This window comes from Paenibacillus amylolyticus, assembly GCF_003719335.1.
GTDB lineage: Bacteria > Bacillota > Bacilli > Paenibacillales > Paenibacillaceae > Paenibacillus > Paenibacillus amylolyticus_D.
Map to the genome: position 1 here is coordinate 125,524 of NZ_RIAS01000002.1, position 24,461 is coordinate 149,984.

Here is a 24,461-nt window from a genome sequence, read left to right on the forward strand (position 1 = left end):
TTTCAGTTCGTGTGTATGCTTAGCTCTCTAAGCCTTCTACAAGTGTTAATTAATTTGTCCATGTGCGGGTATTATCTTCCGCTATTTGACTTCATCAATCGTTACTTTGGCGGTGTTGCTGTCCCAGGTTACGTTCAGCCCAAGCCCCTGTAACATGTCATACGGTGCTGTGGTAGCCCCTGAATAGATGCCAATGGGTTCACGTAGTGATATGACTTGTTCTTCTTGCGGGTCAAGCTTATTCAAGCTAGATGCTGTGTATTGGAGTTCATTCGGTTTAATCGTAATGATCCGATCGTTATATTTTAAGGTATAGTGACTTATTAATCCTTCTGCGGTGTGCACCTCAAATGTTGCTCCAAGTGCTAACGCAATCGTTTTGATCGGAAGTTGGAGCGTTTCGCTCGTTTCTACCGCAGGATATATGGATTGCAGCAGTCTGCCGTTCACATAGATATCTGTGCCTAGCTTAGCTTGAACAGGGGTGTACACCATGCCTCCCGAAGATGTGGCCGGCGCACCTGCCTCCTGATATTTGTCACCACCCCATCCCCAGACGTTTCCATCGGAGGAAAGTGCAAGACTATGGTAGTAACCAGCAGACACATTGGTGATATCCGACAACTGCTTTATTTTCCCTTGTTTGCCCGTTACGGTGTTCCCGAAGCTGTATACCTCGCCTTTTGTAGTCACCAGAAGTACATAATTGGAGCTTGCATCCAACGTTTTCACTTTAAGTTCGTGGTGATATGGAATCCGTTTTCCGTGCACATCCATTCTCCAGACTCTACCTTTCGAATCGAGCGCCATCAGTTGCCCGCCTTTACTCGTGATGAACGTGATATTGGTCAGGCCTTTGACTGGCTTTGCTTTGGACGGGGGACTGTCCGCGTTATCCGCTTCTTTCCATGTCCAGACAGAACCGTCTTTTTTCAACGCATATCCATCGTAACCAGAAAGCGTGGTTTGCACGACATTTTTCAAACCGCTGATTCGGTGCAGGGTGGGCTTGTTCCCAGCATCCTTATTCATCGTGTTAGGAAGCTTCTGAGGCGGGGTCTGCCAGGATTGAATGGTCCCATCCCGAAGGAGGGCTACACTCATGAAAGATCCTGCAGTAACATGTCTAGCATCGGTAATGCCAGGAACTTGACTGGGGGTTCTGCCATCTCCCCACTGCCACACGGTTCCGTCTGCTTGAACAGCTAAACTGTATCCCCCACCGGAGTTAGAGATTGCTGTGACAGTGGATAACTGCGGAATACGGACAGGGCTGAATGTATGGCGATACCTCACCGTGTCGCTGATTCCAAGCTCTCCTAACAGGTTTCGTCCCCATGTCCAGACAGAACCGTCACTTCTTAACGCCACCGTGTAATAGTACCCCCCTGCTACTTGAGTGTAGTGGAGCTCCTGAGCTGTATTGGAAGTTTGAGAGGATTTAGGGGAGAAGCCCGAAGAGAAAGCCGAGACTGCTCGATCCGGAACGCTCCCTGCAAAAGCTTGCTTGTCATTGGCTGCATACGTAGTAGACACCGAAGAGAGCGTAGCTATGAGCAGACTAGATACAACACCAGCTGAAAACATGATTTTACTGAAGCGGCGAAGGGATGTACTTTGTTGCTTGCACGCCGGTTTGACCAGTGAGGAAGAGGGTGCTTTTTCTGTTGTTACATGACTAACTTGATTATCGGAACACATAAGATCGCCTCTTTTGGAAGGATAATGGTAAAAATGGCTGTACTGTTAAATAAACGTAGGAACTAGGATGAAGGTTACACCACATAGAGAGATTTTTTTACTTGTTTGACTTGGAAAGTTTCAGGGCTAAGTTGTACATACAGACATCCATTTTCAAAAATGTAACCTATCCAGTCTTGGTCACGTTGTACATATGAGGTGATTGCAATGGGAAAATATTTTATTATGTTGTGTTTGGCAGCTGTACTCGCAACAGGCTGTAGTCCGAATGATCCACAGCAGACTGCCGATCCGGTAGAGAAAAGAAGCCCTTTTCCTGCCATAGTTGAGCCGCATAAAGCGGAGCAAGCAGAAGAAAGTGGAGATGTCGTCTTTATTTTGGGGGAGATGCGAAACCGAGATAAGTGGGAGTCTTTTATGCAAAAAGTGAAAAAGAATCAACCGGATCACGTCCGGGTCACCATGTATACGATTGAAGGCGATCCCATCATCCATGAGCTAATCTATGACGGTACTCTGTTTCAATCCACCTATGATGCCACAAGAGATAAGTATGGCTCCAGAGAAGAGATTACGACGAATACTTGCAAGGGATTGGAACTGACCAAAGTCGAGCGAGGAGAATCAGTGTACGTTTTAACCGATTGTGAAAAGCAAAATGGTTTCTACATTCCGAACATGTAGAAGGAAGAAAAGACTTACGAATGATGAATCATGGATGTGGATGGATGGACTCTGAGAGGATGAAAATTGAAAGGCGCATCGATGAAAAAGAGGCGCTTGGTTGGATTCTTTTGGGATATGAACAGGTTTATATAGAGTAGGGTAGATCACTGGAATTTTATTTTCACCTATGAAAGGGGTCATCACATGAGATATGTACTAACAGATGGACATGCTTCATCTCAGTTCTATCATTCGGTTCTTGTCCAGAGACAGCTGGCCCCGATCTTGCAGGAGGCATGGTTGAAGCAGCTTATGGAACTGATCATTTGGGTGCTTCTGGGCATCATTGTTGTTCAATTGCTGTTATGGGTGAGGGGTCGCTTGAACAAGGGGCCGTTCAGAGACGAAGAGGTGGAGCAAGCAGATCCATTGTTTCTCGCCTATTTGCGGAGCAAGGGCAGGCTGAAGTTGAAGGACACTCAGGCGACCATGTTCCAGTTAATTCGTAAAGGCATATTGTCCATGACAATTGTGAAAATCAAGGGGCGATACCGGAATGATCCGGGGGAAAGCAATCCTCAACTTAGACCCAAAACAACACTGGAGTACAGTGTACAATCCTCTGCTGTTAACGGTACGCCGGATGAACAGGGTCTGCTAGATTGGTTGTTCTCTACCTATGGTTTCGGTAAACAAAGGCTGAGGCTCGATGCTTTGGCTGGACCAAGTAACGGGGAAAGTAAGCGGAGAGAGGCCATGAAATACTACCAGCTTAAAGAAAAGGCGCTGAGCAAAGGCGTTCAGTCGTGGAAGGAACAAGTCGTAGAGACGAGAGACTGGGGACAGCTGATTCGAACGCCGATGCTTTTGCGATTGCTTGTCTATGTTATGTTTCCTATTCTGATGCTTCTGACAGGTATCGTATGCTTTGCAGAACGTGTGTCTGTGCCAGGTGTGATGGGTCTGGCAGTTACAGTGGTGATCTGGTTCTTGGTTATTCGGAAAATTCATGTGCGTTTGCTCTATCAGGCGGCTTGTGTAGGATTAATGATCAGCCTCACCGTGGCGATCGACGGCAATTCAACGTTTACTTCATCGCTGTACGGTATTATTTTTCTGTCCATTTTTGTTCGTCTGTTCTTGCCTGCAAGAGAAGTGGCTCCGTCTGCGAGAGATTGGGAGGCATCGATGCGTCACTGGCGTAAACGATACAAAAAGGGCATTCCAGTCGAGCGCCTGAGGGAGTCGGCAGAAGTGCTGGAACAGATTATTCAGACTGCTCTGGTGCTGGGTATTGGATCACGATGTGTGCGCAAAACGGATTGGTCCGTACTACAGCAACACCACGATCCAGAGCTCAGACGCCTTGCAGATCGTAAACCTGCATCAGATAACAGTGTACCTGGATCAACAATATTAAAACATGCACCTCTACTGGTGCTAGCTTTGCATCTGCGAGGCATGTTCAAGCCGATGTCAGCGGCGGAGTTTCCATTTGATCGCACGAATTATGTCTTCGCCACGATATTCCCTGAATCGGGTGGAAGCGGAGGTCATGCGCCGGTATATACGGATAGCTATAGCGGGGGCAGTCGCGAGCATTCACATGATCATCATGATAGTTCTTCTGGCGGTCATCATCACGGATCAGACAGCGGGGATTCCGGCAGAGGCGGGGACTAATGTATCATGGGTTGGAATGATCCCTCCGCGGGATGCCTGATCTTTGTTTGGAAGAGAGAGAATAAAACAACAATTCAATATGATGTGCGTACATGTGCAAGCTTCGCTGACTAGAGTAGTTACCTAATTACCGAATCGTTGAAGGAGAAAATGATCCTTCTGTTCAATTCCTATGATTATTTTCGTTTGTTAAAATTTAGGTATAACGACTATGATCAGGTTTGGTGGTGAAGATGGCATGTTGCGTATTCAGGTGCACCCGGATGAATTGGATGCCAAAGCACGCTTGGTTCAGCAATGTAAATTGGATTTGGACCGAATGGTTCGTGAACTGGATAAATCTCTTAATATGCTGCAATCCGAATGGTCTGGGGTTACACAAGAAAAGTTCTTCTGGGATTTTATGGAGGTCAAGCATGTTTTCCCGACAACACTCGGGATGCTCGATGATATCCAGAAGGAGTTTACCTTCATTGCAAAGAATTTCAGGACGATCGACGGCACAGGCGAGGTAGCCTTGTACATACCCAATGAGTTGAAGCCCGGTTTTTTCACTGGAGCAGTGGACAAAGCCATTGGTGACACAGTTACAGGTCTGGGCGAGACAGCCGAAGCACTCATCTATAATCCGCTAAGCACATTAGGCAGTTTGGCTTACGCGATGACTATAGGTAAGGTAGTTGACGCTGGACGTGGACTCTCATTTGCTTGGGATGCGGCCTGGGGCACAGGAACGGCAAGGTCTGATATCGAGCAATTTGTCGATGAAAAGAAGAAACAACTCGATGAAGACGAGTCAGGTTATGTTAAAGGTGCGATGGTCGGCCAGGCTCTCTCTTATTTTATCTTTGGCAAAGCCTTACACTCGAAGGATCAGCATGGGTCGGGTGGAGGAGGGGGAGGTAAGAAGGAAAATGGTGAGGGTAGAGGGGAGTCAGAGCGAGCGAATAAAACCCATGTTTTAGGGGCTGTAAATAAGTTTGAAGATCAAATTCGAAAAAAACCAGTTGAACACGGCCAATTTTTTGATATGGATGGGAAGTCTGTAGGAGAGACAGTTGTGGGAACTGAGAAATCAATAAATATAATGAATCAGAAAGATACGGCGAAAGATACAATATTTACACATAATCATCCAACAAATGGACCTTTTAGTCTTGAAGATATAGCTACTGCAGTGGACTTTGATATGGCTGAAATAAGGGCTGTATCACCAAATGGTACAAATTTGAGTATGAAACGAGGAGTAGAAGGCTGGAAAGAAAGCTCGGATAATATAGGTAATATCTTTGCTAATGTTCAAAAAGAATTAAGGAGTGATCCAAAAGCGCAGGAATTCTTTAAAGCGGGAAACAAAGATGCAGTCTGGGATATGCTATTTACTAGAGTTGCTGAAAAAATAGGTGGAGAATACACAAAAAATTAAAAGGCAGGTAATAAAATGAATAGAGAGTTTCTTTATACGAGACCATATACTCCAGGTAAAATAGACGACACTCCAGTTGATCTGGATTCTTGGTTTCTGGACGATTCTAGAGAGAAGCTAGAGGACGAATTAAGAAAAAGTTCGTTAAGTAGCCTCATTACCGAATTAATTGAGATATTCCAAGATGATGAACCCAATTATCAGGTTCTTTTGGGGTTATTGGGAGATAAAATTATTAAAGAAGTTCGAGAAGATAAGATCCTATATTGTTTAGAAGAAATTCTGCGTACTGACAAGGACATCAATAAAATTGAAATTGAAGTTGATGATCAGACATTACACATAAAAACAATGAATATTTTTGTAACAGAATCCTCATATTTGAATGTCAAGAATGAGATTAGTAACCCAGATGGTAAACTTTTTATTGAAGGTGACAACGATAGCATGTCTATCTTGATCAGAGATAAATATATTGTTTTATACGTGGTAAATGGATAGATCCAGGCTGGATAAGGGGAAGATCACCTAACGATACTAAGTTTTCTAATTAGAGGAGGTTTAAAGGCAATTAGCTCAGTTATAATTCTAAAAAAAATATCAAATTATTCTCCAGAGCAGATTCTTGAGAACTTCAAGAAGGTAGCGCAAAGAGCGAATATGTACTGTTTTCACATTACAGTTGAACTTGATACAGATCAGAACTTTCAATCGGCAGAAGGCACACTATCCAAAGTAGACGAAGAGACTCTGTTAAGTTCTGAAGATGAAGATACAATTAGGTACTTTACGTTTAACGTAAACAAAGTTGTTGAAAGTTCATATGATAGTTTCACGTGGCTCACCCAATCAAAGGATTATTTTTGGGCGTTGGATATTGTGAATATCAATCATGAGTATGAATTTATTTATAAGTTTGTAGTGGAGTATTTTAAAGATCATCCGGAAGATTACTTATGGTTTGATGATGCCGAGTGGTATTACACGGCTGATGATATCTTGAGACTAAGTCAAAGGCCGTATAATCCAAAGTGGTGTAGCGAAAAAGTGATATAAGTTAAGAGGATGGAGAATGAATGAGTATCTCATCTTTTATTTTATTTGAATGTAAAAAGAGCCCTTTGGCATATAATCTGTTGAATATGATTAAAACCTTTTGTACAGAAGAAGATTTGTTTTTCGACAGTGACGACGAAAAATATGACATTGAAGGAGCACTAAAATATACTCGAATATACATTAGTGACAAGCCATTTAATGAAGATTCAAGAACGATTAGCTTTAGTTTGTACGATGAACCATATGATTTTCAAATCGTGACTTTTGACTGGGATAATATGAAGAATGAGTATTTTAAAGCAATAGTTTCTGACGATTTCGATGAGAATGAGGATTTGTTATTTCAAGTCTTACTTGCCTTTCTAAGTGAATTTCCTGATGCAAAAGTATGGATTGAGGAAGAATGGTTCTACACTTTGGGTGATCTTAAAAGGATAAAAAATTCATACAATAGTAGCTGGTGTTACATGGACCCGAGAAACATCTAGATGAAATTTCACAACTAAAATTTTGAAAGACAGAAGGCACTTCTACCAAGAAACGTAGAGGTGCTTCTTACTATAAAATCCAAGGAGAACACCTCGCCATGATCCTTAATAAAAAACGACTTTTGATGATCGGTTGCTGCCTTGCGTTTGTGATCTTGCTTGTTCTAACCTACAGTTTCTACAAAGAAAAAAGAATGTATGAACAATACCTAACCTCGAATATCCGTCAAGATTTGGTTGATATGAAAAGTGCGATCATCACGAATGATCGTATTTTTAACCGCATTTTGGAGAATGGCAAAATCATCAACGAGATGGTTGAGGACGGAGAGCAGGCAAGGCAGCTTCATGTTAACCTCAGAGCTATGTCACAGATTATTGATAAGTATAACTTGATGAATCTTAGTTTTAGTCAGGAAAGCAGTTGGCTCGTAAAACCCGCACCACTATTCATAAACGATTTGGGAGTAGAGGACATATGGCCACGTACACTTCACCGAATGCATATGACGTTTGATCCGTTGGATCAAACCAATCGTATGGTATCCCCAAAACTAAAAGCCAGAATACAGGAGTACCAGCAGTTAAATCATCGGTGGTTGAATATCATTGGTGACTTTGAATCGACAATGATCGAAGAGAAGGACTGGCCTCAAATCCTATATGATCTGGAGCAAGAGACAAGAACTTATTTTAAGGAGAAAAATGTTGATTTTGTAGAGAATGACGTCTGGAGAGAGGCGTTGAGTCCCAGGTGAAATTGAAGAAAATAAGGGTAAAGCAGATAAGAGGAAGGACTATAGCAGAAGCTGTAGTTCTTTTTTATTGGGCTGCGGTCATAGTTATTCGCACACTCTCCGCATGTGCTGAAGACATAGTATAGGGCATATACTGTGGTTTACTGGCACTGGCCTAAGGAGTGTGGCGACTTTGAAGCATACGAACAAGGTGAAAACGACTCTTCACTCATTAAGAAAGAGACATTCTTCAACGAAACGCTGTAACGATATTCCGAAAAAACGTAAAAAACGTTATGCCATACGTAAAGCTTTGGGAAGAAAAAGATGTGCTTACAAGCAGCGCGTGAGACAAAAGAAAGTATCCCGCAGACACAGAAATATTGCATTACCTCTTCCTGAAACGCAGGGACTGATCGCACAACAAGGTTCCCAAGGCTTGACAGGTCCTCGGGGTGAGCGGGGTGAAGCAGGCAGTTTAGGAGTACAAGGTGTCGCTGGTCCTCGCGGTGAACGCGGTGAACCAGGAAGCACGGGAGCCCAAGGCCTGATTGGGCCACAAGGTGTAGCTGGTGAGCAGGGGCCTCCCGGAGTGCAGGGACCTGCTGGTCCTCGCGGCGAAAGCGGTGAACCGGGAAGTCCGGGAGCCCAAGGTCCGGTTGGCCCACAGGGTGTAGCTGGGGAACAGGGGCCACCCGGAGTGCAGGGACCTGCTGGTTCTCGCGGCGAAAGCGGTGAACCGGGAAGTCCGGGAGCCCAAGGTCCGGTTGGCCCACAGGGTATAGCTGGTGAGCAGGGGCCACCCGGAGTGCAGGGACCAACAGGCCCTCCTGGTGAGCAAGGCCCGCCGGGCAGTATCCCCGGAATTCAGATCATTCCTACATCGGACCGCTACTTTTATTTCCCTGACACTGATTTGGATTTGTCGAATTCGGTTACAGTTTCTGCTAGTGAATTTGTTAATGATGAGGGAGGAAGTATATCTCAATTTGTGGGGATAGGCATGACGAGTTATTACAATCTTTATATTAATGGGATCGTACAACCTGGCAATTCGTATGTGTTAACTGCAGATGGATTATTTATTCCATCTCAAAGCGGTGTCCTGTTTGCTGAAACACCAGTCATTATTGAGATCGTTCAATTAACAGCGGTAATCCTAAACAAATGAAAATGGTTATATCATCTCATCCCTCTGCCTTCACTACTCTCAAATCTACTACATATACTATGTCAGGTAGGAGGTGAGAAACATGCCGCTTGTTACACCATTTCAGAACAGTTTAAGATTCGCCGCGACTATAGGGGATGGAACAGGAACCGGAGCAACGTTTGCAATCGCTGCGACGGCTTTTACGAACGATGCAGGTACAGCCGCAACAGCTTTTCCAGGCACGTTCAATTACTACAATCTCTACGTTAATGGCCTTATGCAAACAGCAGATACATCCTCAGTTACCACCACTACACTTACAATCCCCGGTGGAGATGCATTAAATGATGGCACCCCAATTGTCGTACAATTTGTAGTGTCATAAGGATTGCTTGAAGTGATTTAAACAAGTATTGTACGGCTTCTATCTGTGATAGGAGCCGTTTTTCTTATTTTATCTATCAGAATAAAGAGGTGTAAGAATCCCGTAGATGCGTGAGAAGTTGAGGGATGAATCCGGATCATAAAGAAATATCCCCCGAATAGGACATTCTGAAGAGTTAACTCATGGAGATCATGAATTAACTCGTTTCTTTCTCTAGCACAAGTTCGAATGGGATAGAAATGTTATGTTGTTCGGCCGAGTTCGGACGTGCTTTAATCTCAAATGTAAGATTCAATGTTTCTGGTAGATCGCGGACTTGATCCGTTCTTGTTGTAATGTAATAATGTTTGTCTCCGAGCTTTAGAAGGTCGCCACTTACAGTTTCAGCGAAAGGTTCACCTTGATTATAGAAGGTATATCCCAAATCGTTCTCGGACTGTCCGCCTCCCTTTATCTCATATCCAATCTGCAACTCGCTATTGTTATACGTTGCATTGAGTAACGTGATCGTGATGCCATTTACTGTTTTGGTTTGAGTGGGAATATTAGGTTCAGGCAGCGCTGATTCTTCCGATGAGCCAGTAAAAAAGTAAAATACAGCGGGAAGAACCAATATAAGGATACCAAAGATTAGGGCAATGACTATGCTCTTTTTATTCATAAAAATTTCGTGCTCCTTTCATGAAATAAAGAGTGTACAGTCTGTACACTCTTTATTACCCTAACTATATTAACATAATTACAACTTCAGACTAAAATACGGAGTAGGAGACTCAGTAACATACGAACTTTCAGAGGATATACTCAAGCCAACTGACAAAGGGTAACTTACAGATGGCGAGACAGTAAGCTTGCTAACTTTGTGTTTATAGTAACCTTCAACAGATGTTGTAAGCTCCGTGGAGTTACTCACAGAAGTGTGGTAACTAAGATACCCTCTATATGCAGCAAGGGAGTATGCTAAGGAACTTTGATCAAGCCGAAAAGTTACAAAGCTTCCGCCACTATCTGTCTTTTTGCTAATGGGAGTAATATTAGCCTCTTTTATAGGTTGCCCCGCCGTCACATAATTATATTTACCAGTAAAGACTAGGTCATCCTGAGTACCTGTTTGGACTAACCCAGGTCCATGCCCCAATGCAAAGACATCTATGCCTCTGTTAACTGGCATTTTCAACCATTCAAATCTCAAATTCAATTGATAATCTTTACTTCCCGTTTTAAATGCTTGCATAGTGTATTTCATATACCCGTCAGGTATTACATAATCCACTTCAGCATTTGCTGCCCGGAGAGAAGTAGGAGAGTTCTGTTTCTTACCTAGTTTAAGTATAGCTTGTGGGTTCCCCTCAGCTTTTTCGTATTCTTTCATTTCTTGATAGAATTCTTCTTCGGATAGAAGAACTCTTTCTTCAGAGCCTTCTACTGGAGTAAGTGTTGGCTCTGGTGTTGATTGTAGGGTAGACATTGCTTTACTGCTTTGATCTACTTTTACTTTAATGGTTTGCTTAACAAAATGAGTAGTTGTATCTGAAATTTCACCAGAAGCATATTTTTGAATCTCATCTTCTGATAAAAGGTCATTAATCTCTTTTTGTGACCATCCTGAATTCAATAATACCTCATTACCTTGGACTTGAGTCGATGCTGCACTAGAGACAGGCGTAAATAAGGATACTGACAAAACAATGGAAAGGGAACATTGAGCCAAATTTTTTAATATTTTATTCAATTACTTTCTCCTCACATATAGAATTTGTATAACAGTTGTTCATTGTATATACAAATTATGCACATGTAAAATGTGGAATATAGGTGTATTTTTACATATCATCCTGTTCATCTTAATGGTAGTGCTGTATCCACACCCTATCTTAAACTTGCTTCCATATGCTCCCTTATAATGATAGATATTATTTAAATCATAAACTATAATGAAAAGTCCTCTTCATTTGTCGATAATAGTATAGAAGACTCTAAAGATATTACATATGGAGCTCAACTACATATCCACAACCATTCTAACCCTCGCGAGGTACATTCATGAAACAAGGCATATATGAACAGCTTATCAACACAATCATCAGGCAGGAGATTTCGGCGCTGGACCCGGATGTGTATCACATTGGGACCGAGAAACTGGATGCGGAGGAAGCGCGTAAACTGCTGTCCACATATTTGGCGGCGGTGACTCGGCGAGCGCTCAAGATTGTACGGGAACAGACGGAAGACAAGATGGCCGTATTAGAGCAGATTCGAACCTGCAATGAGATTATTACAACCCTGAAAGGCACGTTGGGGGAAGAGGAGTATAACGACTTGCAACTGGATGAGCAGGGTGAGGTGCTGACCCATGTGTATTCCAAGCTGAACAGCATTCGTGCCATTCGGGATACCAAAATCATTCGTCCCGATACGCCAATTGCCCAAAGCTCGTTATTCACAGGTGCCAAATCTGAACCAAGTATGCTGTTGGAGTTGCAAAAAGAGATCGTGACCGCCGACCGGATCGATTGGCTGGTGTCTTTTATCAAATTCAGTGGGCTTCGCCTGCTGCTGGAACAGCTTCAGCAATTCACATCGGGTGGGGGCAAACTGCGGATCATTACAACCACCTATATGGAGGCAACCGACCTCAAAGCGATTACCGAACTTAGCAAATTACCGAACACCGAAATCCAGATTTCGTATGATACCAAAGTCACCCGGCTGCACGCCAAAACATATATCTTCCACCGCGATACGGGATTCACCACCGCTTATGTCGGCTCTTCGAACCTGTCCAACCCGGCCCTGACCAGTGGCATGGAGTGGAATCTCAAGGTGACGGAGAAGGATTCCCTGGATGTCCTGCGCAAGATCGAAGCAACCTTCGAGAGTTACTGGAATGACCGCGAATTTACGAGATACATTCCTGAGGATCAGGAGCATGAGGCACAGCTGAGAGCAGCTCTGAACCGCAAAAAAGACCCATCCGGACACTTCCACCTCGACATTCAGCCTTACGATTATCAAAAGGAAGTGCTGGAACAGCTATCGTCTAGTTAGAAAAGAGAAATAATCTTTACTTTTTGTATAATATTATTTTGATTATGAAGGAAAGATCTAGGAATAAAGTTCTATTTAGCAAAATGTCTATCTGTTATACTTAAAGAATGATACTAGTTCAAGTATAAATGCCGCTACAAGGAGGAAATTTTATGCCACAATGGCCTCATATTTATTCTGAAGTTTTAAAAACTCCTTATGAAGAGGGAAGATCAAGTCTTTGTGTGATTACTGGATATAGCTCCTCTGCTTTTGTCCATCACCTTTTACATGCATATGACAGAGTGCAAATTGACTTGATTTTGGGTATGGTGAAGCAACAACCTATAACTATTTGGGATCATAATGAGTATATTAGACTTGTACAAGATACTGGTAGATTACGTGTTCGTTATTATAAAGGAACCCCTCCGATCCATATGAAGGCAGTTTTATGGAAAGCAGAACATGGTAAACCCGAAATAGCATATGCCGGCTCTTCTAACCTGACTTGGCATGGATTTAGAGATTATCAAGAGCTAATGATCTCAGTAGATCCAAGGGAAATATTGAATGCTTTTCCTGATGATCATATGTTGAAGGATTGTGTTGACCCTGATATATTTGAACATTTTAATATGCTTTATCAGAGAGAACCTGAGATATCCGAGATTGATACATCAGCCATTGGTGCGATAGCTAAAAATTGTCCTAGTGTAATATTAAGATTAACCCAAAAAAGAGATAATCAAGTGCATGATAGAAGTGGATTGAACTGGGGGCAGAGAGAAAGAAGAGAACCTAATCAAGCTTACATTCCTATCTCCAGTGAAATACATAAAGAAGATCCTGAATTTTTCCCTGATTTGGCTGTGGAATTTACTGTTATAACGGATGATGGAGAAAGTTTTGTTTGTACAGTCGCTCAACAAGGAAGAAAAGCAATTCATACTAATCATGATAACAGTATACTAGGAAGGTATTTTAGAAGAAGACTGGGAGTAGCTTCGGGAGCAAAAGTCGAAAGATTGCATCTTGAACGTTACGGAAGAGACTCAGTGACCATTTATAAAATGAATGACGATACTTATTATATGGATTTTAGTCAGAGAAGGGGATAGAAATGATATTAGGATCAAAGGTTACAAGACTATCAAGAATTTTAGAGCAGGATGGTTTAGATCAATATGAGGTCGTAAAGATTAAAAATAATGCTATAGAGTTACTTGGAAAAGTCGGAACACTTAATTCCCCAACTTGTCAAGGTCTGCTTTTTGGCCAAATTCAAAGTGGGAAAACAAATAATATGCTAATGTCCACAGCACTTGCGGCAGACAATGGCTTCAGGTTATTCATAATTCTCACATCAGACAACATTTGGTTATATGATCAAACATTAGATAGAATTAATCAATCATTGCCAGGTATGCAAGCTTTAGGTAAGGATCAATGGATGATGGCTCACCCTGAACGAGTTCAAACAGCACTACAAACAGGTGGCTTAATACTAATGGCGACTAAGAATACCCACATTCTTCAATCGCTTATAGATTTTTTAGAAATGCATTGTTCAGAGGGAATGAGGCCTATTATCTTTGATGATGAAGCGGATCAAGCTAGTCTTAATACCCTGCTAAATAACGATACTGATGATTTAAGCGGTGTTAATGAGGCTATCGTTAGTATACGAAGTTACTTTGAAAATCATGTTTACGTTCAAGTTACAGCCACTCCACAATCCCTCTTTCTTCAACATTCGGAGAGTGATTTTGCACCAGAATTTACTGTAACTTTTGAGCCTGGAAATGGATACGTAGGAGGAGAGGAATTTTTTGAAACAGAGCAAAATCTTTCACCTATGCGACTTTTCCCGGATAACGAAGTTGATAATATAATTACTTCCGATTTACTAGATGTTGAGGAAAGCTGGGAGGCTGTACCCACCGGACTTAGAAAGGCACTATGTTCATTTTTTGTAGCTGCATCATCTAAACTTATAGCAGGGGATGGAAACTCTTTTTCATGCGTTTGTCATGTTAGTCAACGTCAAGACCCTCATAAAAGAATAGGTCAGATTGTTAATAGTTTTGTAACTAGGGTTACTCGATCCATGTCTGATCCTGATTCTCATGATAGCAATCTTATAATCGAGTATTTAAGAGAAGCATATGATGATATGATTCTAACTAATGATAACCCGCCGTCTTTTCAAGATGTGATTAAAGAAATTAATGAATGTATAAATAGTACAAGCGTTCAACTGCTTATTTCAGGTTCTAGATCAGCTACTTATAGTTCACCGTTCAATATTTTAATTGGAGGAAATCGAATTGGTCGTGGTGTGACTATTAAGAGATTGTTGGTGACTTACTACGGACGAACAAGTAAATCTCCACAGGTTGATACTATACTTCAGCATTCTAGAATGTATGGTTACCGGAAGAACGATATGGATGTTATGAGGTTTTATATTTCGAGCTCTTTATTAGAAATTTTCAGAGGTGTACATGAGTCACATAAGCAACTATGGTCAATGGCCCGTCAAATTGAGCCAACAGATATGCAAGCGATTGTATTATCTAGAACCACTCACTCCCTATTGAGGGCAACTCGTACAAGTGTTGTCTATATTGATTCCTTAGCCTTCTATATGCCTGGAAAGAGATATTTTCCTTATACTCCTCTGATAAAAAATGTAGCAGTTTTAGATAGTATGTTGTTACCTTATATGGGTTCTAGTCAATTAATGCAGGTTCCAATAGATATGCTTATCGATATCTTAAACCTTACAGCATCCGATGAGACTGGGGTGGGTTCATGGGATGATGAAGCCATAAAAACATGTTTGAAAAATATGAAATTAATGTTCAATAACAGGGGATTTATTGAAGTGAGAAGAACGGATATCAGTAGGGGTTACCGAGCGTTGCTTTCTGGCGGATCAGACCGATTTGACCCATCAGGGCCAACTTTAACAATGTACAGATTTAATGGAAAAGTTGAGCATGGCTGGGGAGGACAACCATTCTGGGTTCCAAATTTAAGATTCCCCGATGGTAAAAGATATTTCATGTTTACAGTACTCTAATAGAAGAACCTTAGGAGCTAGCAGACGTTAATTGAGGTGTGGTTTGTGAATTTAAATCCTGACAATCCATTGATAATTAAAATTGAAAAGCATATAGAACAAGCAATCCGCAGATATAAAAAAAACTTCAAGTCGTTTTCAACTAAAGAGGAACATGGCTCTGGTGCAGTTGCTGAATGGTTTGGATTATTCAATGATCTATATTTGCTCGGTCCAATTGAAGATGAGAATACTAGAATTGATTTTGAATTTAATCATAGACTACTGAGTCCACGGACTGAAGAATCAACAATTGGTGCTGACTTAATAGTGACTTTGACAATAAACCTTCCAGATTTGAAGGTAGAAAAAGGCCTCTTAATACAGCACAAGCTTGATTCAAATAATTACTCCAAAAATAAGAGCGATGTTAAAGTTGATACAAAATTATTAAAGAAACAAGTAAAAGACATGCTTAGTTTCTCACCCTGTTCTTACGTAATGATATCATCAATTCACGGATTTGATATGATTCCAGCTATAGAATTAAATGGTGCTGAGAAAATAAAGAAAGATGTATTGGAGAACTATTCCAATACCACATTCAGCTATTTTATTACTAGATTATTTGTGCCATGCTTTACCGGAGACCAAAAAATTACGAGTGAAGTTGCAGAGGCTAACAATCTATCAGAGTTATTGATTAAAATTGGTACTAGAAGAAATATTCAAGATAGTTTAGGTTTAAATAAACCTAAAAGTCCTAACACCCCTAAGAAAAAACCAAATAAGTAAACAGAAAAGGCTGGGTTTCCCAGCCTTTTCTGTTTACTTTAGGGCTGCTTTATCTCTATGCTTGATGTATAATAGAACCTAAGTTCGTGTGATAATAATATTTACTAACACAAAATTATGATATATGGAGATGTTTAATGAATGATATTTAATAAAGGGGAGCTTTTCTGTGGGCCTGGAGGGCTATCTCTTGGTGCAAAAATGGCTGAAATTATCAGTCCTGATGGGGAGATATTCAAGGTACAACACAGATGGGCTAATGATTACGACTCAGAAGCATGTCGGACGTTTAGACACAATATTTGTCCTGATGATCCAGATTCTGTTATAGAAGGTGACGTAAGAGAAATTGATATTGATTCTTTGCCTAGCATTGATGCTTTCTCTTTTGGTTTCCCATGTAATGATTATAGTAATGTTGGGGAGAAAAAAGGGATTAACGGTGATTTCGGCCCTTTATACACTTATGGAGTGAAGGTACTGAATGCTCATAAACCACTTTGGTTCATAGCAGAAAACGTTGGAGGACTTGAAAGTGCTAATGAAGGAGAAACTTTTATAAAAATTCTATCTGATTTAGAGAAAACAGGATATAATCTTACGCCTCATTTGTATAAGTTTCATGAATATGGAGTACCACAAGCTAGACAGCGAATTATTATTGTTGGTATACGTAAAGACTTAGGCTTAGAATATAAAGTTCCAGCACCAACTCATGGACCAGAAAATTATGTCACTTCTAGGCAAGCACTAGAAGATGTACCAATTCCACTAGATGCACCTAATCAGGAATATACAAAACATCAAGCTAAGGTAATAGAGATGCTAACTCATATACCACCTGGAGAAAATGCTTGGTACCAAGGATTACCAGAACATTTAAGGTTGAATGTAAAAGGAACTAAAATTAGCCAAATATATAAAAGGCTTCATCCAGATAGACCTGCCTACACGGTTACAGGAAGCGGTGGTGGGGGAACACATATGTATCATTACGATAGCCCAAGAGCACTAACTAACAGGGAAAGAGCTAGGATTCAAACATTTCCTGACACATATGAGTTCTTAGGAGGAAAAGAGGCTGTAAGAAAACAAATTGGTATGGCCGTGCCTCCTCTAGGAGCTAAAATTATAGTAGAGGCAATTCTTAAAACATTTGCAGGGATTCCGTATAATTTTGTTGATGCGCACTGGACATTCGATGATTCAATAGCTAATCCTCTATTAAAACTAAAATAAGATATTAAAGGTCGAGTTATTTCTCTCGATCTTATTTTATTTTTATACTTTCTATAAATGAAGATATATTATTAATAGTATCTTAAAATTCGTCTTTTTTTAATTTATGCTCCCAGATTCTTAATAAACTCCAACCAATACTTTCATAGTAGCTATTAACTTGGGTATCTCGTTGTTTGTTACGTACTAGCTTTTTTACCCAATATTCTTGATTGCTTTTCGGGATGTTTCCATGAATTTTACATCCATGCCAAAAACAAGAGTCAATAAATATAACTATTTTGTATTTCTTAATGGAGATATCCGGCTTACCATAGAGACTCGTGCTGTTTCTGCGAAAACGAAAGCCTTTTCTCCATAGTTCTCTTGAAACTTTATCTTCTAGTTTTGTTCCAGTAGAACGTATTGCAGACATATTCTTTTTTCTGTTTTCGGGGGATAAATTATCGACCATTTTAACAAAACTCCTTTAAAAAGATCTCTTTATAATATATCAATCCTAATAAGGAGGAATGAGCTTTTTATGTCAATTAAACTCAGTGAATTACATAGGAACATTCTGATAGCTAAAGATCAGAAGAGCTATTTTTGGTAGCCGGTGAAGAGACTTATTTAATGTGAAATTAAACCTGCTCATCTGATTTGGGGGCTCTTGGGAATTAAAGAACTAATAGTAAGAGGAGTCCGTTGGAGGTGTATGTTCAAATTCCATTATCAGATTCGCGAATTTTTCAGGTACCTTTTTTAATGGGAGAACTTTCAACACGTAAGTTAGGGCGTCGGGTAATGCCGGAGATAACTTAATTTATGTAGAAAAATTCCAAGAAAGGCGGTAATCTAAAGCTAATTGGTTTATGGTTCCAATGTAATAATAATCCTAAAAAATGATAAAATAATTCAGGTTGAGTTTACTTCTCCTAGTGATGTATTGTTCGCTCGAATCTAAATTTTGAAATAATTTCTGAGCAAAATAACGCAGCTGTTATTTTGCTTATTAATTTTAAGATGAAGTTCCATGTGACATTTTTAAAATCTCTCTTATTATATTGCGGGATAGCAATATATTACTTGGGGTAGTTTTTCTGAGCATGTCCGCAACTTCTTGTATAATCATCTCTGACTCAGTCTGTTTCATTTCCTCATTTACGAAACCAAATAACTGCGTTAAATTTACCTCCAGTGCTTCTGCAATTTTAGCGAGGTTAACCAAAGACACATTCTTTTCTCCGCGTTCAATTTGTCCAATGTATGTAAAATGGAATCCACCTTTTTCTCCAAGTGCCTCCTGTGATAGTCCCTCCTCTTTTCTTAGAGCCTTGATTCGAGCACCCACTAATTTCAAAATTTCTCTATCTTCCACTATATACACCCCCTATATTAAAAGTGTAGACAAGATTTCAGGGGCTAAACATAACTATTTGAATCTTATAATTCGTATGAATTATATCTTAAAGTATTTATTTTGTTCTATAATATTGGTATTAACTCATTGGAGGGATGACAATGGCAAGAAAATGCTTAATTACCGAAGCACATTGTAATCACCAAGTAGATTTTACTCCACATCTTCAAGAACATTATAACTCTCAACAACTCTTTTCTAGTTATGATCAAGATGACTATAGACTACGTAATAGAATACAGGACTATCACCGACATTCGACATACCACATCAAACTTGCCAATATCATGCATAGTCACAATCAGTTCGAAGCTTGCATCATACTCTGCGATTGGGGACTGGCTTCCATGGTCAAGGCATTATATATCCAAGAGCATCATGTAGTACATCCACCGAAGGAGCTTACCATGAATGAGATTTTGCATATAGTGCATACGGATACTGAGCCCGGACTGGATATTGCTATGTTCATCGGTACGATTCAACATATGTCTTGCATAGAAGAGTTTAACCAGGATCGGACTCTTAAACCAAACAACATCGAAAAGCTGCTTCAACGAACAGAAGAAATACTAGAGGAGCTAGAGAACCGATTGAAGAATGATATAGAATTGAAATAATATTGATTTAATGTGTTATGCAAAGAGGCCGCTTTTTTTGAAAATAGGCCTTCAAGAGTACAGGTACTTAAAGGAAACTTTTTATAATAAGGGAAAAACAGGATATTGGACGGATGTATGTATCTTATACTTCTGCTAACATAGTTAAATCTTATTTATTTCGGAGAGAACCCTATGAGTACAATTAAAGTAACACCAGAGCAACTACTACATGTATCTAAACAGATTGAGCAGGGAAGACAACAGCTGGAATCAATACGAAGTGACCTGACCGCACGTATTGGTTTCATCGAGTCACAATGGGCGGGAACGACACAGGAACGGTTTTTCTATGATTTTCAGCAATCTCGTCCTGTACTGGATCGTGCACTGGAGAGTATGGTTAAATCTTCACAGGATCTCAAGGTCATTGCCGAGAGATTCCAACAAGTGGATCAGGAACAGGTGGGCTTGGGGGCGGTTGCAGGGCAGATTGGTGTCGGTACGATGACGAATCGTGATGCTGGCAATCTCGAAAAGGAACGAAGACTGGTATATAATTCGTTGTTTGGTGTTTATATGCCTGCCAGTGAAGCTGAGGATGGGATGCCAGGGCAAAAAGAGTTTGTTAAGTATTGGGAAAACGGTGGCACCTATGAAGAAATGAGAGCTGGATCGAAGCAACCGAAGTCTAATGGTGGGGATATATATGATGAACAAATTAAGAAATTTGAAGAAGGTCGTCATCCCTTTACCGGGGAAACTGTACCTGCATGGCAAGCAGGAGTTTCTATCGCTAGTTTACATCTTGGTAAGATAGCACTGGCTTTTACAGGGAAGTATAATAAAAGTTATAAGGTTCCGAAAGAGGGATTCAAACTTTTCCCAAAATCTAAAATGGAAAATCTTAATGTAAAGCATTCAGTATATGTGAACAAACATGATGTGTTAAGTTCTGCGACTGTTCCCAAGAAAGGTGGGGAGACTGTCGTAGGACATGCCCTGCAGAAACATGCAGGACGAAATCCTGATATATGGGGTAGAGTTCAGGGTGGATCGGATCAAATAAACAAAATAGCTAAGAAACATTTACAAGATATACTGGATTCCCCAGGAGGATTTGATAAAGTTACAAATGATAGAGGTATAATATTTCTCGAAAAAAAATTACCTGATGGACGTGGGGTAAGACTTAATCGGGATAGATCATTTAAGGGTTTTATTGACCAATAACGGAGGCTGTAACTGTGGAAAGTTTAGAAATCATCCTATTAGATTTCAAAAAAAGCAATCTGGATCAATTCATTAAAAAAGATTTGAGTATTCAAACAAATCAAATTAGAAGTTCCCACTTTTATGATAATAGTAGGGGAAAGGATACTGAATTTCAGGAAATAAAAAGCTTCGAAAAGATACTCACTCCTAAGGGAACGGGAAACCTATTTCTGTCTGACCTTAACTTAGGGCACAATTTTATTGATGTGATGATTGTGTTTTCGTTTGACGAGCAATACGGAGATATTACAATGAATTTTCCTGAAGAAGAGTTGTATAGTGGAGAGAAATCCGAGACAGCGTTAAAAGCTGAAGGATTAGTACGATATATCTTTGATATGATGGATAAGTACGAAATTAAAAAGGTTAGAGTCGGATATGAACCAGCTACGGATGATGACACATGCTTGGTAGAGATCAATAACGGAATGAAGAACAATTTCAATGATATTGTTACAAAGTTATTGGGATAGATTCATATCATTCAAAAGCCCATTTCAACTCTCAAATGAGTAGTTATGGGCTATTTCAATTTTCGTCAATCCGCTCCCGCCACTTTACAAAATCAATCGTTCACCATCCATGGCAAATGGTATAATGGCAAAAAAGGAATATTCTGGAGTGGCCTGTATCGGTTGCATGCGTATTTTGAACGAGGGAATCTCAATTGAATATATTGATAAGATATAAGTGGCAGTGAAGCGGGGAAAGAATGGGCTTCGTTGCTGCTTATGTTTTTATGATGAGACGTGACTAAAACTCATCTGAGTTATTATCAGAACAATTGCTCCGATAACTCTAGGCAACCATTAAGGAGAGTGCAACATGGTGGATTTCCTTAGAAAAGTAAATTCGTTAGTACAGAAGAGGGGGAACTTACATCCTGATGATCCGGCAATTCAGTTAATTATGGCATGAGTTGGTGGATTTGCTAAAGAGCAATGAGGAAAGGGCGATAACATTGTTAGAGCAAAGTAAGGAAACGGAATTGTATTGGTTATGTGAGATATTTGAGGATTTATCTGCCGAATTTCAGAGTCAAGCATTCATACATTGTCTGTTAGAGCTGCAAAAGAAATATCCCGACCTGGATATGAAGCAAGATATCGAGTACGCGATTCAATCCATAGAAGAATAACGGATTGGAGTGAGATGATGAGAGTGCAGCTTAAAGATACAGTAACATTACAAACCAATTTATCATTGGATCAAAGCTATATCGTATATGAAATAGAATCTACGGCTTCAGGAAATACGTACTATAGAATTGAAAATGATGCGAAGCAGGTTGTTCCGTATGATGCTGCTTTATTTGATGTAGTTTCAGATAAACTATATGGTGAATGGACGATCTTAAACAAGTCTAATCAATCATCTGCCAGAGTTCCCGGAGAGTTCGCTTATACCTCATTTTGGGAAGAGTTTTATAATGATGATCCAAGGGCTCTACGCGCTTTTAGACAAGTTAAGGCCAGATTTTATCTCGCAGAATTAGAAGCGTTCGAAATTAAAGATATTCTGGAGAGTAACAACGAAGATGAGATTTACTTTGTTTTAAATATGCTAATACGCGCGAAGTGTGACACGTTCATATACGAAGTAATTCAATTCGCCAAAACAAGGCTGGTAGAGCATACCTATTCAGAGAATGATTTGTTGATAACTGCATTCGAGTATTTGAGTTTATTCAAAGAAGAACATATCCATGCATTTTTAATAGGCTACTTGACCAATATTGAGCTTGGAAATGATAAACTAACAAAAATTGTGAGTAATTACTTTGCTTCATAACATAAATGGCAAGTGAATATAGGGAAGTGTGAATCTGCTAGAGGTTGGTGGGAAGTGTGGCAAAAAGTATCTATCTAAAAAACAAAGATGAGTTATTACCAGAGGAACTTATGGCTTATACATTGGCCAAATTAGGATCTTACGCATGGAGTAGGACAGAGATGTACAAACCGAATCGGATGTATGAGCGTCCTGCTGGTTTTTATTTCAGATTTCACAATGCCGATCAGGTTTATGAACAATTAAAGCTATGTATTGAGGAGTTCAAAGGTAACTTGAAATGGATAATTCATGTAAGTCCTGTAACTAGACATCAAAATTATGTTGTTGAACCTGCTGATGTATACTATGCGAAACAAGCCGAGACATATCGGGTAAATATGGAGCTGCGGGACGTGCTTCAAGCATCGTATAAGGACATCTGTGAACTGGCGATTCAAGATATTCCTCTATTATGCAAACATATTGAGCAATGGTTTGAGCTGGAGCATAAACAACTCTATCCACCTACCATACCCAATTAGTGAGTAGGGAGAGATTCTTTTGTCACAAAGTGCAATTCGTTATAATCAGCGAACACGTTATATACAAGATGCTCAATTAGGTGCAGTCATTCAGTGTGTTTTTCAAATTGTAGATCAAAATGCCACGAAATTTCCTGACGAAATCGAGTGGTTATTGCATGCAATAGAGGAGTGGTGGAGTGATTTTGAAGAGTTGCCACCAGGGTTAAAGGATATTGAATTAGATAAGTGGCTGACAAAGGGAAGCCGTAAAGAAATCTTTGAAAACTTGTTAGAAGATGCTCTTAAACAATGTGATGAATCCTTAAAAGATGAAATATTCAAATGGATGGAGATATTGAGAGATTGATCTAACAACACGGAATTTCAGTCCATGCACCGTAAACTTAACTAGAGTCATTCTGGACGCAATGATTTTTAATGCATTTTTACTGGCCAAAGGAGTTTTGGACATGGGAAAGTATGTATCAGTTAGAGGTTGGCTGGAGTGTGATGAGAATACAGTTAACGAAGTGAAAAAGATAAGGGATGACTTCACAGCGAGTTCTAATCAAGGTTTACTAGATGAAGATAAATTGGCACTGTACCAGTCGGGCTGGACATTCCCGGATAGGCAAATGAATTGGACAGCCTATGTTTTTTATGGGGCAGATATCAGAGAGTATCACCTTGATTTTATGAAAAAGCAGCTTTCTGAGATGGCTAACATTCAGGACATAACAGGATATTTTTTGATAGATGATCATGATGGAGACTATCATTTGTGCTGGCAGATATATGAGAATAAAGTTTTTGAAAGTGAACAGGAGAATATCGTGTTTAACAAATAAATATTATTATAAGAAGCCCATTTCACTTTTAATAGAGGAGTAATGGGCTGTTTTGTTTGGAGGTACTGAAATAATGGCATCGGCTTTTGTATTGGTAGAAGAGAACAGCAATATACCCATAGATCGTTTGGTGGAAGATATACGACAAGTCTGTCTGGAATCAAACCTGCACTTAATTGATGGAATTCAAGATGTAGATTCAGAACAGAACATGAAACATTGTGCCTTAGGCATTTCACTTTCAAACCAAGAAGAGTCAGACCATGGCAAGGTAAATAATACGATCAGAGTCGACGTGTACGATGAACCTGCTCTACATCAATACAGAGAGTTGGAATGGAGAGAGGATGGGCAGGTATACTTTAACACACTTATTATTGATGAGGTTTATCAAAATGAAGAGGTCACGCTGACCTTTCTGTATCATTTTCTTACCAGATACCCACAGATGATAGTTTGGATAGAGGAAGATTGGGTGTATACATTGTCTGATCTCGATAAAGCTTTGAAAACTTCTAATCTGTCTGATTGGTGTTATGTAAACCCGAACTCCTTTTAGGTAAAAGGAATTTGGAGGTGCTTCCTCCAATTTTTCGACTATCCTTCTGGCATAA

26 protein-coding genes and 1 pseudogene are annotated in these 24,461 nt (G+C 40.0%); 22 read left to right on the plus strand and 5 right to left on the minus strand.

Annotated features, from left to right (window positions below; genetic code table 11):
- Window positions 1–81 precede the first annotated feature (81 nt).
- Window positions 82–1,701 carry a stalk domain-containing protein gene (locus EC604_RS04345; RefSeq protein ID WP_123062971.1) on the minus strand — a complete coding sequence of 540 codons (1,620 nt, stop codon included), beginning with the start codon at window positions 1,699–1,701 and terminating at the stop codon, window positions 82–84.
- A 207-nt stretch (window positions 1,702–1,908) separates the two neighbouring features.
- On the opposite strand from EC604_RS04345, the gene EC604_RS04350 reads away from it, so the two are divergent.
- The 8 genes from EC604_RS04350 (at window position 1,909) to EC604_RS04390 (ending at window position 9,298) form a co-directional block, all read left to right on the plus strand.
- Window positions 1,909–2,385: a DUF4362 domain-containing protein gene (locus EC604_RS04350; protein WP_123062972.1), complete on the plus strand. Its 477-nt coding sequence runs from the start codon at window positions 1,909–1,911 to the stop codon at window positions 2,383–2,385.
- 186 nt (window positions 2,386–2,571) lie between these two features.
- A complete protein-coding gene (locus EC604_RS04355) occupies window positions 2,572–4,050 on the plus strand; it encodes a DUF2207 family protein (RefSeq protein ID WP_123062973.1) in 1,479 nt (492 codons plus the stop codon).
- Window positions 4,051–4,288: 238 nt separating this feature from the next.
- Complete coding sequence (locus EC604_RS04360) at window positions 4,289–5,476, plus strand: WXG100 family type VII secretion target (RefSeq protein WP_161556853.1); 1,188 nt, start codon at window positions 4,289–4,291, stop codon at window positions 5,474–5,476.
- Between the two features lie 15 nt (window positions 5,477–5,491).
- Window positions 5,492–5,977, plus strand: a complete 486-nt coding sequence (locus tag EC604_RS04365) for a hypothetical protein (RefSeq protein WP_123062975.1) — start codon at window positions 5,492–5,494, stop codon at window positions 5,975–5,977.
- Between the two features lie 575 nt (window positions 5,978–6,552).
- Window positions 6,553–7,023 (plus strand): hypothetical protein, encoded by a 471-nt coding sequence (locus tag EC604_RS04375; RefSeq protein WP_123062977.1) that lies wholly within the window; start codon window positions 6,553–6,555, stop codon window positions 7,021–7,023.
- 98 nt (window positions 7,024–7,121) lie between these two features.
- Window positions 7,122–7,781 (plus strand): hypothetical protein, encoded by a 660-nt coding sequence (locus EC604_RS04380; protein WP_123062978.1) that lies wholly within the window; start codon window positions 7,122–7,124, stop codon window positions 7,779–7,781.
- A 325-nt stretch (window positions 7,782–8,106) separates the two neighbouring features.
- Complete coding sequence (locus tag EC604_RS04385; protein ID WP_240036657.1) at window positions 8,107–8,931, plus strand: DUF4183 domain-containing protein; 825 nt, start codon at window positions 8,107–8,109, stop codon at window positions 8,929–8,931.
- Between the two features lie 82 nt (window positions 8,932–9,013).
- Complete coding sequence (locus tag EC604_RS04390; protein WP_090917548.1) at window positions 9,014–9,298, plus strand: DUF4183 domain-containing protein; 285 nt, start codon at window positions 9,014–9,016, stop codon at window positions 9,296–9,298.
- A gap of 196 nt (window positions 9,299–9,494) precedes the next feature.
- On the opposite strand, the gene EC604_RS04395 is transcribed toward EC604_RS04390, so the two are convergent.
- The gene (locus EC604_RS04395; RefSeq protein WP_123062980.1) at window positions 9,495–9,959 is read right to left on the minus strand and encodes a DUF4179 domain-containing protein; all 465 of its coding nucleotides are present in this window, start codon (window positions 9,957–9,959) and stop codon (window positions 9,495–9,497) included.
- A 78-nt stretch (window positions 9,960–10,037) separates the two neighbouring features.
- Entirely contained in the window at window positions 10,038–11,030 is a 993-nt protein-coding gene (locus EC604_RS04400) for a hypothetical protein (RefSeq protein ID WP_123062981.1), read from the minus strand.
- A 311-nt stretch (window positions 11,031–11,341) separates the two neighbouring features.
- Here EC604_RS04400 and EC604_RS04405 point away from each other — a divergent pair.
- From EC604_RS04405 to EC604_RS04425, 5 genes and pseudogenes are all read left to right on the plus strand, one after another.
- Window positions 11,342–12,334: pseudogene (locus EC604_RS04405) on the plus strand (phospholipase D-like domain-containing protein); the annotation flags it as partial.
- A gap of 164 nt (window positions 12,335–12,498) precedes the next feature.
- A complete protein-coding gene (locus tag EC604_RS04410; RefSeq protein ID WP_161556854.1) occupies window positions 12,499–13,446 on the plus strand; it encodes a restriction endonuclease PLD domain-containing protein in 948 nt (315 codons plus the stop codon).
- Window positions 13,447–13,448: 2 nt separating this feature from the next.
- Window positions 13,449–15,413, plus strand: a complete 1,965-nt coding sequence (locus EC604_RS04415) for a Z1 domain-containing protein (protein ID WP_123062983.1) — start codon at window positions 13,449–13,451, stop codon at window positions 15,411–15,413.
- A 45-nt stretch (window positions 15,414–15,458) separates the two neighbouring features.
- The gene (locus tag EC604_RS04420; protein ID WP_123062984.1) at window positions 15,459–16,187 is read left to right on the plus strand and encodes a hypothetical protein; all 729 of its coding nucleotides are present in this window, start codon (window positions 15,459–15,461) and stop codon (window positions 16,185–16,187) included.
- Between the two features lie 141 nt (window positions 16,188–16,328).
- Window positions 16,329–17,426, plus strand: coding sequence for a DNA cytosine methyltransferase (locus tag EC604_RS04425; RefSeq protein WP_123062985.1), 1,098 nt, complete (start codon window positions 16,329–16,331; stop codon window positions 17,424–17,426).
- Window positions 17,427–17,508: 82 nt separating this feature from the next.
- On the opposite strand, the gene EC604_RS04430 is transcribed toward EC604_RS04425, so the two are convergent.
- Window positions 17,509–17,880, minus strand: a complete 372-nt coding sequence (locus EC604_RS04430) for a very short patch repair endonuclease (RefSeq protein ID WP_123062986.1) — start codon at window positions 17,878–17,880, stop codon at window positions 17,509–17,511.
- A gap of 546 nt (window positions 17,881–18,426) precedes the next feature.
- Window positions 18,427–18,786, minus strand: coding sequence for a helix-turn-helix domain-containing protein (locus EC604_RS04435; protein WP_123062987.1), 360 nt, complete (start codon window positions 18,784–18,786; stop codon window positions 18,427–18,429).
- Between the two features lie 449 nt (window positions 18,787–19,235).
- Between EC604_RS04435 and EC604_RS29690 the strand changes: the two genes are divergently transcribed.
- From EC604_RS29690 to EC604_RS04480, 9 genes are all read left to right on the plus strand, one after another.
- Window positions 19,236–19,448: a hypothetical protein gene (locus EC604_RS29690; RefSeq protein ID WP_151458043.1), complete on the plus strand. Its 213-nt coding sequence runs from the start codon at window positions 19,236–19,238 to the stop codon at window positions 19,446–19,448.
- 174 nt (window positions 19,449–19,622) lie between these two features.
- Window positions 19,623–20,660 (plus strand): WXG100 family type VII secretion target, encoded by a 1,038-nt coding sequence (locus tag EC604_RS04445; RefSeq protein WP_123062989.1) that lies wholly within the window; start codon window positions 19,623–19,625, stop codon window positions 20,658–20,660.
- 14 nt (window positions 20,661–20,674) lie between these two features.
- On the plus strand, window positions 20,675–21,175 hold the full coding sequence (locus tag EC604_RS04450) for a hypothetical protein (RefSeq protein ID WP_192895058.1): 501 nt from the start codon (window positions 20,675–20,677) through the stop codon (window positions 21,173–21,175).
- Between the two features lie 488 nt (window positions 21,176–21,663).
- Window positions 21,664–21,840 carry a hypothetical protein gene (locus EC604_RS04455; protein ID WP_161556856.1) on the plus strand — a complete coding sequence of 59 codons (177 nt, stop codon included), beginning with the start codon at window positions 21,664–21,666 and terminating at the stop codon, window positions 21,838–21,840.
- A 17-nt stretch (window positions 21,841–21,857) separates the two neighbouring features.
- Complete coding sequence (locus EC604_RS04460) at window positions 21,858–22,493, plus strand: hypothetical protein (protein WP_123062992.1); 636 nt, start codon at window positions 21,858–21,860, stop codon at window positions 22,491–22,493.
- A 161-nt stretch (window positions 22,494–22,654) separates the two neighbouring features.
- Window positions 22,655–23,017, plus strand: coding sequence for a hypothetical protein (locus tag EC604_RS04465; protein ID WP_151458045.1), 363 nt, complete (start codon window positions 22,655–22,657; stop codon window positions 23,015–23,017).
- Window positions 23,018–23,036: 19 nt separating this feature from the next.
- A complete protein-coding gene (locus EC604_RS04470; protein ID WP_123062994.1) occupies window positions 23,037–23,366 on the plus strand; it encodes a hypothetical protein in 330 nt (109 codons plus the stop codon).
- Between the two features lie 103 nt (window positions 23,367–23,469).
- Window positions 23,470–23,847, plus strand: coding sequence for a hypothetical protein (locus tag EC604_RS04475; RefSeq protein WP_123062995.1), 378 nt, complete (start codon window positions 23,470–23,472; stop codon window positions 23,845–23,847).
- Window positions 23,848–23,920: 73 nt separating this feature from the next.
- Window positions 23,921–24,406: a hypothetical protein gene (locus tag EC604_RS04480; RefSeq protein WP_123062996.1), complete on the plus strand. Its 486-nt coding sequence runs from the start codon at window positions 23,921–23,923 to the stop codon at window positions 24,404–24,406.
- The last annotated feature ends 55 nt before the right edge of the window (window positions 24,407–24,461 follow it).